The following is a 12,752-nucleotide window of genomic DNA, read 5'->3' on the forward strand; positions in this document are numbered from 1 at the left end:
TTTTTATTTTATGGCTCGATAGCTCAGTCGGTAGAGCAGAGGACTGAAAATCCTCGTGTCGCTGGTTCGATTCCTGCTCGAGCCACCAAAAGCTTAGTGAATTATTCACTAAGCTTTTTTTGTATAAATTTTAAATAGTTATTTAGAATAAGGAATTATAAATAATAAAATATAATATAATATTATATTTAAGTTTGTAGAAATAAAAATATTTTTTATATGAGATTATTAAAATGTAAAATAAGTATTTAATTAATATTTTGAATTTGTATTGAAATTTTATATTGAAAGTTAAAAAAGGTCTTATTAAGACCTTTTTTAATTTATTTCTTTTAATGTATCTAGAATTTTTTCTATATGTCCTTTAACTCTTACTTTTCTAAATTTTTCTATTAATATTCCTTCTTTATTTATTAAGAAAGTACTTCTTTCTACACCCATATATTTTTTACCGTACATACTTTTTTCTTTTATTACATCATATAATTTACAAACTGTTTCATCTAGATCACTAAGTAATAAAAAGGGAAGTGATAATTTAGTAATAAATTTATCATGGGAGACTAAAGAATCTCTAGAAACTCCTAAAATAATTGTATTTAAATCATGAAATTTTTGGATGTTATCTCTAAAATCACAAGCTTCTGTGGTACAGCCAGCAGTGTTGTCCTTAGGATAAAAATATAAAACTATATTTTTTCCTTTATAATCACTTAGTGAATGCTCTTTTCCATCAGAGCCTATAAGTTTAAAATCTGGAGCTAATTTATTTATTTCAATTGACATAAGAATTCCTCCTTTTAATTATACATATTATACAATAATTACTATTTATTATCAATAAAATGTTAACTAGATATTTAGCTATCCTAAATTAAATAGAAAAAGTTTGAATTTAAAAGAGAATAAATTATAAGTTTTTAGCAAATAACTTAAATTTTAAATATTAGAAATTCTAAGATTTATGGCTATAAGAAAATACATAGTATTAATTTGTTGAATTTTAGAATGATTTTTTTATACATTAGGAAAATATTAAGAAATTCTTTTTAATTCATTAAATATATGTTAATATATGAAGTATAGGAAAATAAAACTTTAATTAAAAAGGAGATAATATATATGGAAAAGAAAGTTCTAGCAACAGTTGGAAATACAGAAATAACTTCAGACTATATAGATGAGATAATAGCAAGATATCCAGCTCAACAACAAGCTATGCTTGCTAGTGAAGAAGGAAGAAGACAAGTTTTAGAGCAAGCTATTGCATTTGAATTAATGTCTGAGTTTGCAAAAGAAACTGGAGTGGACAAAACTGAAGAGTTTAAAGATCAATTAAATAAGTTTACTAAAGAGTTATTAGCTCAAATGGTGATGACAAAAACTTTATCATCAGTTACTGTAACAGATGAGGAAGCAAAAGCTTTTTATGAAGAGCACAAAGAAAACTTTGTTGAATTAGAAACTGTAACAGCTAAGCATATTTTAGTTGCATCAGAAGAAGAAGCTAAAAAAGTAGAAGAAGAAATAGCTTCAGGATCAATAACTTTTGAAGATGCTGCTAATAAATACTCAAGCTGTCCTTCAAAGGAACAAGGTGGTAACTTAGGTTCATTCTCAAAAGGAATGATGGTTCCAGAGTTTGAAGAAGCGGCATTCAATTTAGAGTTAGGAGTAGTTAGTGCTCCAGTTAAAACTCAATTTGGATATCACTTAATAAAAGTAGATGATAAGACAGAAGCTAAAACTAAGGCTTTTGAAGATGTTAAAGATCAAGTAGTAAATATGTTAATTCAAGAAAGACAACAAAAGAAATACTTAGAATTAATAAAAGAATTAAGAGAAAAATATGGAGTTAAATTAGCGTAATTTAAAACTCTATTAAAAAGTTAGATGTAGAATTTGATTCTATATCTAACTTTTTTTTATTGCTTCTCGTGTAGTAATATGTATAAATGATAATACTTAAGATAGATATTTTTTATTTTCAAAATTTAATATTAACTTTATTATTGATAAACTTAACTTATATATTTATTACTTATATTTAATAGTTTTTGATTAAATTATATTTTATGTGAAGTGGATTCATTGAAAGAAAATATTATATATATGTGCATTTTAAAAAAATGATTAAATAAGAAGTATATTTTACTACTTTTTAAGATAAATGTATAAATATTTACTAAATATTTGTGATATAATTAGGGTTAGTTATTTTACAAAAAAATAGATGATAAGCAGAGGTGAACAACTTGAAGGATTGGCTTGAGATTGAGAAAAGTATTTTTTCTCACTGGAGAATGATATTTAGCATATCCAAGAAAGAATTTAAAAAAGAGTTTGCTGGTTCTAAGTTAGGTATGGCTTGGGCTATAATAAGACCACTAGCTATGATAACTGTTTTCTGGATGATATTTTCAACTGGAATGAGAACAACTAGTACAAATGTACAGGTTAATTATTTAGTTTGGCTAGTCTCAGCATACATACCATGGATATTTATTTCAGATGTAATTATGTCAGGCGCAGGTTCTATAAGGGTTAATTCCTTTTTGGTTAAAAAGGTTAAATTTCCTGTAGAAATATTACCTACTATAAGAATAGTAATTAGTTTTTACACATTTTTAATTTTACTAGTAATAAGTTTTATAATATTTGCAGTCAATGGTAACTTAAATCTAATAAATATACCTAAATTGATTTATGCAATTATCATAACTATAATATTTTTGTCAGCTTTATCAAGATTATTATCTGCATGGGTAGTAATGTCAATTGATATATTACATGGAATATCTGTATTTATGCAATTTTTATTCTGGATGTGTCCAGTTATGTGGCAAGCAGGAGAGTTACCGGTAGGATCTAGTATGCCTTGGATTGAGAAAATATTAAAATTAAATCCGTTATATTACTTAGCTGTTTTATTTAGGGATGCATATTTAGGAACACATACAGTTGGTTTGTTATATGGAATTTATTTCTGGGTAGTAACTATAATATTATTCATATTTGGATCTAAAGTGTTTAATAGATTTAGACCAGAATTTGATGATGTTTTATAAAAAAAGAGAGGTACAGAATATGTCTGTTGCTATAAGAGTTAAAGATTTAACTAAAAAATATAAATTATATCAAAAGAGATCTCAAAGATTAGCTAATGCTTTTGGTAAAGAAAAGAATATAAAAGAATTTTATGCTTTAAAAGGCGTTTCTTTTGAGATAAATAAAGGAGAATGTGTTGGTATTATCGGTCATAATGGGGCCGGTAAATCAACACTTTTAAAATTACTAACAGGAGTAGCTTTTCCTACTTCTGGAGAAATTGAGATAAATGGAAGATTAGCATCAATGTTAGAATTAGGCTCGGGATTTAATCCAGAGCTTACTGGTATGGAAAATATTTATTTTAATGGTAGTTTAAATGGTTTAACTAAGGAAGAAATAGATGTAAAATTAAAGGATATACTTGATTTTGCTGATATAGGCAATTTTATAGAACAACCAGTAAAAAATTATTCAAGTGGTATGTTTGCTAGACTAGCATTTGCTGTTGCTATTAATGTAGACCCTGATATATTAATAGTTGATGAGATTTTATCTGTTGGAGATGTTGGTTTCCAAGTTAAATGTATGGAAAAATTCAATGAATTTAAGAAAAAGGGAAAAACAATACTTTATGTTTCTCATGGGCTTGGGACAGTAAAAAAGTTCTGTGATAGAGCAATTTGGCTTCAAAAAGGTCAAATTGTAGATGATGGAAATTCTGTAATTGTAGTAGAAAGATATTATAATTTAAATTTTAATCCTGCTAATATAGAACAATTAAAAGATCATAAAAGTGACATAATAAATAGTATAGCAATTAAATCAAATGAAAAAAAAGTAGAGTATCTTCAAAAAATAAATTTAGATATTGAATATGATCTTACTTCAAATGATTTAAAAGATCCTAATATAGTTTTAGAGTTCAGAAAAACTGACTATGAGCCAGGTACAACTAGAGGAAATGATCAATTTGTTTGTGGTATAAATAGTAAAGATAATATAAAAAGTATTCCTTTTAACTTAGGCTTTAATAAGTTAAAAGTATCTTTAAATAAGGTTAACTTAGTGGCAGGAGTTTATTATATTGACTTTGTTTTAAGAGATGGTGAAGAGGAAGTATATAGAAAAATAAATGCATATAGTTTTACTTTGAATGACAAGTATAGAGGAGAAGGTTTCTTAATACTTGGGCATTCTTGGGATAATTAATCGGAGGAATATTATGAGTGTAGGTAGAATTGCTAGGAGAACAACGGAAGTACTTAGAGAAGATGGTTTAGTAGAAGTTATAAAGAGAGTTTTAAGGTATATAAAAAGACGTATTAAGGATAAGTTAGATAATAATGCATTAACTTATAGAAAGAATTATGAAGAAGCCAATGCTATATTTCATAAAATATTAAATAAAGAGAAATTCAAAGCAGTGGTTGTTTTTGATTCAAGAGTTGGATGGAATATTCCATTATTCCAACGTTCTCAGCATATGGCTAATGAGCTTACTGATGATGGATATCTTTATTTCTATAGAACTTCAGAGCAGTTTGATCCAGATATAAAGACTGTTGAAAAACTGAAGGATAGGCTTTACTTAGTGAACATGGCTAATTTTGCTTTACAAAATGCTATGTTTGATCTTCTTAAGGAGTATAAAGGTCATAAATTTTTATCTCTTTATTCAACAGATGTTTATTTAGATGAACAATATATTAAAGAAAAATATACTGATAATGGATTTAAAATAATATATGAATATATAGATGAACTTTCAGATGAAATATCAGGTCACTTACCTGATTTCGTATATGATAGGCATAAGAATATCATAGAAGATAAGAGTAATATAGCTGTAGGATCAGCAGATAAGCTTATAGAAGAAATTGAAGAGATTAGAGGAAAAGAAAATGTTGCAATGATAACAAATGGAGTTCAATATGATCATTGGCAATATAGAAGTGATGAGGTTCCAGAAAAGTTAAAAGATATAGTAAATAAAAGAAATCCTATAATAGGGTATTTTGGAGCTTTAGCAAAATGGTTTGATTATGAGTTGCTTAAAAAAGTAGCTAAAGAAAGACCAAATTATGAAATTGTGTTAATAGGATTTTTATATGATAACAGCTTTAAAGAGAGTAAAATAGACGAACTTGAAAATGTTCATTATTTAGGTATTGTTGATTATAAGGAGTTAAATAAATATTCTCAGTACTTCACAATATCAACTATACCATTTTTATTAAATGATATAACTGAGTCTACAAGTCCAGTTAAACTTTTTGAATATATGGCAATGGGGCATCCTATAGTTACTACTGATATGAGAGAGTGTAGAAAGTATAAGTCAGTATTAATAGGGAAAAGCCATGAAGATTTTATAGAAAAATTAGACTTTGCATTAACTCTTGATAAAAAGGATGAGTATTATAACTATCTAAAAGAAGAAGCTCTAGCAAATACTTGGAGAGAAAAGGCTGCTATACTAGATAGATTAATTGATAAAAACATTTAAGAGTGAGAGGGTAATAGTATGAGTTTAAAAAGAAAAGTAAAAAATTTATTAAGACCTGTATTAAAGCCGATGTTGCTTAAATATAGAGAAAAAGGACATGAAGATCAAAAACAAGTATTTTTTGATGAAATAACTGGTGCAATAAAGAATGGAAATTATGATGCTATAGTCATATTTGATGTTTACTTTGGATTTGAGGTTAAAATGTTTCAAAGACCTCAACATATAGCTTTAAACTTAGCTAAGGAAAATGTTTTATATTTTTATAAAGCATCACCTTATGTTGATAAAGATATTAAAACTTACAAGAAAATGGAGGAAAATCTTTACTTAGTTAACACAGATTTATATTGGTTACAAGAATGTTTAATAGATATAGTGTCTCAAAGTGGAATTCCTGCTTTTGGTCAAATATATTCAACTTCCTTTGTTGAATATGATAGCTGGTTAAAGAAGTTTACAGATAGAAACTTTAAAATAATATATGAATATGTTGACGATTTATCAGATGAAATTGCTGGACATAAAATATCAAATGAGGTAAAAGCAAGTCATAAGAGAATGCTTGAAGATACAGAGAAAGTTTATGTAGTAACTACTGCAGATAAGCTTTATCAAGAAGCTAAGGAAATAAGAGGAGAAAACAGACTAGCTCTTATAACAAATGGAGTTCAATATGAGCATTTTGCTAATATTGATTGCAAAAAGGTTCCTGAAAAGATAAAAAGCATTGTTGATAGTAAGAAAAAGATAATAGGATATTTTGGAGCATTAGCTAGTTGGTTTGATTATGATTTAATTAAGGAGCTTGCAGAAGAGTTTAATGATGATTATGAAATAGTTCTTATAGGAATAGATTATGATCAATCCTTAGGAAAGAGCGGAATATTAAAATTAGATAATGTTCATTACTTAGGAACTGTTAATTATAATGAACTTCCAACATACTCTAAGTTCTTTAATGTTTCTATAATTCCTTTTGTTGTAAATGAGATAACAGAAGCCACTTCACCAGTAAAATTATTTGAATATATGGCTTTAGGTAAGCCGATAGTTACAACAGCTTTACCAGAGTGTAGAAAATATGAATCACCTTTAGTAAGTAATTCACATGAAGAGTTTATAAATAACATTAGGAAAGCTGCTGAGTTAGAGAGCTCTAAAGAATATATAGAGTTACTTAGAAAAGAAGGTAACCAAAATACTTGGAGACAGAAGGCAAAAGACATTAAGGAGCTTATACTAAACTCTTAACGGAGGAGAAGTCATGGAAAAGGCAATAGAAGTAAAAAATCTTTGTAAAAATTACAGAGTTTACGATTCAAAATCAAGTAGAATAAAAAGTATAATAAATCCTTTTGCAAAAAAAGAAGTTAAAGAGTTTAAAGCCTTAACTGATGTTTCTTTTCATGTAAATAAGGGTGAAATAGTAGGTATCATTGGAAATAATGGTGCTGGTAAATCTACTTTGTTAAAAATATTAACAGGAGTTTCATTTCCATCATCAGGAGAAGTTAATGTTAATGGAAGAGTATCTTCTCTTTTAGAATTAGGAACTGGTTTTAATCCAGAGCTTACTGGAGAAGAAAATATATATTTTAACGGAAGTTTAATGGGATTAACTCAAGATGAAATTGATAAGGTAAAGGATAATATTATAGAGTTTGCTGATATTGGAGAATTTATAAATCAACCAGTAAAAAGTTACTCAAGTGGTATGTATGCTAGATTAGCATTTGCTGTTGCTATAAATATTAATCCAGATATACTTATTGTGGATGAAATATTATCCGTTGGAGATGTTGGATTCCAAAAAAAATGTATGGATAAGTTTAATGAATTTAAAGAAGCTGGTAAAACAGTTCTTTATGTATCACATGGTCTTGAAACTGTTCAAACTTTCTGTGAAAGAGCTATTTGGCTTGAAAAAGGAAGAGTAGTTGATATTGGGCCATCCTTTGATATAGTTGAAAAATATTATGATAAACTAATGAAAAGTGATGAGATAGAGGAAATTGAAACAGGAAAATTTGTTGAGCTTATAAATGTAGAAATATTAGATAATAAAAAAGTTTATAAAAAAGGCGAATCTATAGAATTTTCAGTTGAATATGATGTATTTAACCCATCAGTTAAAAATGCAGGTATTACTATTGAAATGAGGAAGGCATACAGAGAGCCTTGTGAATATAGAAATGCAGATCAGTTTATATTCTCAGTAAATAGTAATGTTGATGAATTCACAATACCTTGGGAAAAGGGAAGAAATAAAATTACTTTTAAAATTGACTCTCTAGATGTTAAGGAAGGAATTTATTATTTAGATGCTATATTTTCAGAAAGCCAAAATCTTGTTGCTTTAGAAACACAAGAAGATGTAGTTTCATTTGAGGTGAAAAATGAAGGAGAGTCTGAAGGCTTTGTATTCTTAGATTCTACATGGACATAAAAATAGAGGATATGACCATAGTTTATATGGCTTATATCCTCTTTTATGTACTAATTATATGAAAAGATGTTAATAATTAAAGATATTAAAGTCTTTTGATAAGGAGAATTTTTATGAATAATATTTTTGAAGTTATGTTAAAAAAGAATATTGGCGATTTTACATATGAAGAGAAGAGGGAATTAAATAACTGGCTTATAGAAAATTTAAAACTTAAAGAGCTTATATATTCGGGGTTAGAGCTTACTAAAGTGGTTCATGAGGATGGCAGAGAAACAGAATACTATGAGAATAAAATAACAGAGGATGATATTTTATCGGGAAATTTTAATGACGTGTGTTTTAAGACATCTAAGTATATAGACGATGCTATAAGTTCAATATTATTTGAAGGACAGTTTAATTGTTTTTATGAAAAGATAAAAAATATATTAGAGTTAGAAGACTTTGAGGAAATTATTGTTTTCCATGCTTCCTTTGGCTGGAATATAGAAATGAAGCAAAGACCTCAACATCTAGCAGAGGCATTAAGTAAAAAGAAAATATTATATATATATAGAAGTGATGTAAGAAATGATAATATTTATTCAATTAAAAAAATAAAGGATAATTTATATGTTATTAATTTAGATATGTATAGTTTAAATGTAGCATTTTTTGAGGCAATAAAATCAATTAATAAACCTAAATTTGTACATGTTTATGCTACCTGTTTAAATTCAGTTGATTATGAAAAGATAAAAGTATATATGGATAAAGGTTTTAAGGTTATATATGATTTTGTAGACGAGTTATCTAGCGAAATAAGTGGATATGACATAACTTCTAAAATGATAGAAGATCATGAAAAACTATTGATGGATAAAGATAATGTGTTAGTTGTTTCAACTGCAAAAAAATTAAAAGAAATTGCAAATAAGTTTAGAGGAGAAAGTGAAAACAATATTTTAGCGCCTAATGCTGTTAATTTAGAAGACTTTAAAAAATATGGACATGAGATAGGTGAAAAAATCCAGTCTATAGTTAATAAGGGAAAGCCTATAATAGGTTATTATGGAGCTTTAGCTAAGTGGTTTGATTATAAATTAATTGAAAAATTAGCAAAGGAAAGAGATAATTACGAAATAGTTTTAATAGGAATGGATTATGATGGTTCCTATGAACAAAGCAATCTAAAGAATTATTCTAATATATCATATCTTGGTATGATTGATTATAAAGACTTAATAAGCTATTCAAGATGTTTTGATGTGTGTATTGTACCATTTGTAAAAAATGATATAACCGATTCTACATCTCCATTAAAAATATTTGAGTATATGGCTTTAGAAAAGCCAATAGTAACAACTGATATAAATGAGTGTGAAAATTATAAATCTTGTATGGTTTCAAAAGATTATGATGAGTTTATAAGAAATATTGATAAGGCATTAAAATTAGAATTCAATGACAAAGAGTATTTTAAGACTTTAAGAAGAGAAGCAGAAGAAAATACTTGGAGTAATAGAGCCGAATTAATAAAAGAGGCTATTAAAAGGTTAGAATAAAATAAATTTTATAAAAACTCAATTTAAAACTTAGGAATATTTTAAATTGAGTTTTTGCTATTATAACTACATAAGTAGTGCATATTTTTATTGTTTAAATTGAGTTTTACAGTTTTTTACAAATATAATATATTAATTAACAAGTAAATCATTAAATGAATATATGTATTCATGGGCAATTTCTTTAATTTGTTCTTTTTCTTCTTGAGAAACAGTATGTTCTTCTACAGCAAAAACTTTCATTCCGGCACTAAGAGCACCTTTAACTGCTGGTAAGATATCTTCAAAGACTGCACACTCTTTAGGATCTAATCCTAATCTTTTAGCAGATAATAGGTAAACATCAGGAAAATCCTTTCCTCTAGGTACTTCACCTGTTATTGTTATTGAATCAAATAAATGAAATATATCATTTGATTTTAAACAAACTTCTAGTAAGGGATAAGAGTTACTAGTAGCTAATCCTATTTTTATATTAGATTCTTTTAATTGTTTAAGAAATTCCCTTGCACCAGATTTAAGTTTGATATTATTTTTATATTCTACATAAGCCATATCATGCCAAGTTTTCATTATTTCTTCTTCTGAGCTTGATATATTAAATCTTTTTTTAAAGTATTTAGCAACTTCTTTGAAGCCTAAATGAGTGATTTCTTCTTTAAGGTTTTTAGGAACTTCAAGACCAAGGTCAGTTAGGTAATCAAAATCTATTTTAGCCCATACTTCCATTGAATCAACTAAAGTTCCATCTAAATCAAAGATTACACCTTTTATATTACTAAGCATTGTTGCCTCACCCCCAATATAGTTTAACATATAAATTATATAGAAGGTAAGATTAAATATTAAGTTTACAAATAAAATTAACTTTAGAATTCTCTTTCGAAAATAGATATTTTTTCTTTATCTTCAAAAGAATTTAATGAAGTTATTCCTAATCTTAATAGTACTTCGTCCATAGTATGACTATGAGTAGCAACTTTTATTGGAGAATTATAAGCAACTTCATTAACATGCTTTTTACCTGTGATAGGATCTACTATTCTTTTAGGACCACCAACGCATCCTCCAACACATCCCATACCCTCAATAAAATTTGCTTTTAACTCTCTATTTTGAACTTTATTTAAGAGTTCTTTACATTCTTTAACTCCATTAGCCTGAACTGCGTTAAATATTTTGGCTTTATCAGGATATAGTTCTTTAACTACATCATTTATGGCCTCTGATACACCTCCAGTTCTAGCATACAACCTTCCACCTCTAGAGGTATATTCTATAGATGGAACACCTTTCATTGATGATGGGTCTATTTTTAATACTTCAAATATATTCTTTAATTCTTCGAAGGTTAAAACATAATCTATAGCACCAACTAAATCTTTTTCTCTTGCTTCAGCTTTCTTAGATATACATGGACCTATAAAAACTACTTTAGCATCTTTATTTAATTTTTTTATTAATCTTCCAGCTGCTATCATAGGTGAAACGGAAGGAGAGATATCCTTTACTAGATCCTTATAGCACTTTCTTAACATTGCTACCCACATAGGACAACAGCAAGATGTTATTAATATATCTCCAGTTTTTTCTACATGATGATTAAATTCAACAGCTTCTTTAATTGAAAGAATATCAGCTGCAAATGCAACTTCAATCATATCTGAGAAGCCTATTTTTATAAAAGCTTCTCTTAGCATATCTAAGGATACATTTTCACCAAATTGTCCAGATATAGCAGGGGCTACTGCCGCAATTACAGTTTCATTATTTTTTATTAAGTCAATAATAGGAAGAAGTTCAATTCTATCTAAGAAATGACCGCTTTCGCAGACTTGAACACATATACCACAATTTTGACATAGGTTTGAATCTATATATATACTATTGTCTATAGGATTAGTCAATATTGCATCAAATGGACAAAGACTTTGACATTTTCCTTTACTTTCTTTTGAACAGTTTTTAGTACATATAGATACTTTATTAACTATATTTTTTTTAATTTTATGTGTTGTTATAGCTTTTCTTATGGCATAAGCAATATTATCTGAATTTTTATCTATATCAACGCCACACAAGGATGAAAGAACTTCAATTGCTTCATCTTTATTAGTAAAATTATTTTTTATTATATTATTTAATTTTTCATCAAAGTTATTTTCAGAATAATATAAATAGATAAGTTCTTTAAATAAAGAGTCATACTTTTTATTCATAATAGGTCCTCCTATAATTAGTTTAATAAAATTATTATGTACAAAAAATTAAATCGTATTAGTAAAGTGTATAAATTCTTATATTTTGGAAAGTATTTTGAACAAATAGTAATTTAAAAAGAGGGAGATATATAATGAAATATATTATATTAACAGGGATATTAGCACTTATATGGATCTTTTATATGGCTTTATTTAATGCAGCAGCAAAGGAAGATAGATACTTCGAAGAAGAATTTGCAAAGAGCATTAAGGAAGAGAAAAATGACAATTTAGAATAAAAGATATAGTAATTTATTGATAACATTATTATAGAGGAGGATATATTATAATTATTAAGTTTATTAGATTGTTTTACCAAAAGTTCAGTTAAGTCAATATAGATTTAACTAGATTTTTAATATTAAAGTTTTATATAAAATAAAAAAAGGAATTGCTATTGCAATTCCTTTTTTTGGTCGGGGTGACAGGGATCGAACCTGCGACCTCATGGTCCCAAACCACGCGCGCTCCCATCTGCGCCACACCCCGAAGGTGGTGTACCTTAAGGGATTCGAACCCCTGACCCACGGCTTAGAAGGCCGTTGCTCTATCCAGCTGAGCTAAAGATACACATTTGACATTATTTATTATAAATATTTTTTAATGTTTTGTCAAGTATTTTTACTTAACCTTTTAAACATTTTGTGGAGCGGGTACCGGGAATCGAACCCGGGTATCCAGCTTGGAAGGCTGGTGTTCTACCATTGAACTACACCCGCATAAATGGAGCGGAAGACGGGACTCGAACCCGCAACTTTCACCTTGGCAAGGTGACACTCTACCATTGAGTCACTCCCGCATAAAATGCTTAGTATTTAAATTTAATTGGTGCAGATGAAGGGAGTCGAACCCCCACGCCTAAGGCGCTAGATCCTAAGTCTAGTGCGTCTGCCAATTCCGCCACATCTGCAAATTAAATTTGGTGATCTGCCAGGGAA

Annotated in this window: 11 protein-coding genes and 6 tRNA genes; 9 read left to right on the forward strand and 8 right to left on the reverse strand. The window is 27.8% G+C overall.

What is annotated here, in order from left to right; all coding sequences use genetic code 11:
• The first annotated feature begins 12 nt into the window (after window positions 1-12).
• Window positions 13-88: transfer RNA gene (locus tag Q1J60_RS04605), tRNA-Phe, on the forward strand.
• Between the two features lie 230 nt (window positions 89-318).
• Here Q1J60_RS04605 and Q1J60_RS04610 read toward each other — a convergent pair.
• Window positions 319-786: a peroxiredoxin gene (locus tag Q1J60_RS04610; RefSeq protein ID WP_300259084.1), complete on the reverse strand. Its 468-nt coding sequence runs from the start codon at window positions 784-786 to the stop codon at window positions 319-321.
• Between the two features lie 336 nt (window positions 787-1,122).
• Here Q1J60_RS04610 and Q1J60_RS04615 point away from each other — a divergent pair, with 336 nt between their 5' ends.
• From Q1J60_RS04615 to Q1J60_RS04645, 7 genes are all read left to right on the forward strand, one after another.
• A complete protein-coding gene (locus Q1J60_RS04615) occupies window positions 1,123-1,869 on the forward strand; it encodes a peptidylprolyl isomerase (protein ID WP_300259088.1) in 747 nt (248 codons plus the stop codon).
• Window positions 1,870-2,246: 377 nt separating this feature from the next.
• The gene (locus tag Q1J60_RS04620) at window positions 2,247-3,068 is read left to right on the forward strand and encodes an ABC transporter permease (protein ID WP_300259091.1); all 822 of its coding nucleotides are present in this window, start codon (window positions 2,247-2,249) and stop codon (window positions 3,066-3,068) included.
• A gap of 19 nt (window positions 3,069-3,087) precedes the next feature.
• Window positions 3,088-4,260: an ABC transporter ATP-binding protein gene (locus Q1J60_RS04625; RefSeq protein WP_300259094.1), complete on the forward strand. Its 1,173-nt coding sequence runs from the start codon at window positions 3,088-3,090 to the stop codon at window positions 4,258-4,260.
• A gap of 13 nt (window positions 4,261-4,273) precedes the next feature.
• On the forward strand, window positions 4,274-5,557 hold the full coding sequence (locus Q1J60_RS04630) for a glycosyltransferase (protein ID WP_300259097.1): 1,284 nt from the start codon (window positions 4,274-4,276) through the stop codon (window positions 5,555-5,557).
• 18 nt (window positions 5,558-5,575) lie between these two features.
• Window positions 5,576-6,811 (forward strand): glycosyltransferase, encoded by a 1,236-nt coding sequence (locus tag Q1J60_RS04635; RefSeq protein ID WP_300259100.1) that lies wholly within the window; start codon window positions 5,576-5,578, stop codon window positions 6,809-6,811.
• A gap of 13 nt (window positions 6,812-6,824) precedes the next feature.
• Window positions 6,825-8,006 carry an ABC transporter ATP-binding protein gene (locus Q1J60_RS04640; protein ID WP_300259103.1) on the forward strand — a complete coding sequence of 394 codons (1,182 nt, stop codon included), beginning with the start codon at window positions 6,825-6,827 and terminating at the stop codon, window positions 8,004-8,006.
• Window positions 8,007-8,119: 113 nt separating this feature from the next.
• Window positions 8,120-9,553, forward strand: coding sequence for a glycosyltransferase (locus Q1J60_RS04645; protein WP_300259106.1), 1,434 nt, complete (start codon window positions 8,120-8,122; stop codon window positions 9,551-9,553).
• A gap of 132 nt (window positions 9,554-9,685) precedes the next feature.
• Here Q1J60_RS04645 and Q1J60_RS04650 read toward each other — a convergent pair whose 3' ends face one another.
• Together Q1J60_RS04650 and Q1J60_RS04655 are read right to left on the reverse strand one after the other, a co-directional pair.
• Window positions 9,686-10,339 carry an HAD family hydrolase gene (locus Q1J60_RS04650; RefSeq protein ID WP_300259108.1) on the reverse strand — a complete coding sequence of 218 codons (654 nt, stop codon included), beginning with the start codon at window positions 10,337-10,339 and terminating at the stop codon, window positions 9,686-9,688.
• 83 nt (window positions 10,340-10,422) lie between these two features.
• Complete coding sequence (locus Q1J60_RS04655) at window positions 10,423-11,772, reverse strand: [Fe-Fe] hydrogenase large subunit C-terminal domain-containing protein (RefSeq protein ID WP_300259111.1); 1,350 nt, start codon at window positions 11,770-11,772, stop codon at window positions 10,423-10,425.
• Between the two features lie 134 nt (window positions 11,773-11,906).
• On the opposite strand from Q1J60_RS04655, the gene Q1J60_RS04660 reads away from it, so the two are divergent.
• The gene (locus tag Q1J60_RS04660; protein ID WP_300259114.1) at window positions 11,907-12,053 is read left to right on the forward strand and encodes a hypothetical protein; all 147 of its coding nucleotides are present in this window, start codon (window positions 11,907-11,909) and stop codon (window positions 12,051-12,053) included.
• Between the two features lie 174 nt (window positions 12,054-12,227).
• On the opposite strand, the gene Q1J60_RS04665 is transcribed toward Q1J60_RS04660, so the two are convergent.
• The 5 genes from Q1J60_RS04665 to Q1J60_RS04685 form a co-directional block, all read right to left on the reverse strand.
• Window positions 12,228-12,303, reverse strand: a tRNA-Pro gene (locus Q1J60_RS04665).
• 4 nt (window positions 12,304-12,307) lie between these two features.
• A tRNA-Arg gene (locus tag Q1J60_RS04670) sits at window positions 12,308-12,384 on the reverse strand.
• A 75-nt stretch (window positions 12,385-12,459) separates the two neighbouring features.
• Window positions 12,460-12,533: transfer RNA gene (locus tag Q1J60_RS04675), tRNA-Gly, on the reverse strand.
• Between the two features lie 5 nt (window positions 12,534-12,538).
• Window positions 12,539-12,613 (reverse strand) — tRNA-Gly (locus tag Q1J60_RS04680).
• 27 nt (window positions 12,614-12,640) lie between these two features.
• A tRNA-Leu gene (locus tag Q1J60_RS04685) sits at window positions 12,641-12,724 on the reverse strand.
• Between the last annotated feature and the right edge of the window lie 28 nt (window positions 12,725-12,752).

Source organism: Clostridium sp. (assembly GCF_029258205.1).
Taxonomy (GTDB): Bacteria; Bacillota; Clostridia; order Clostridiales; family Clostridiaceae; genus Sarcina.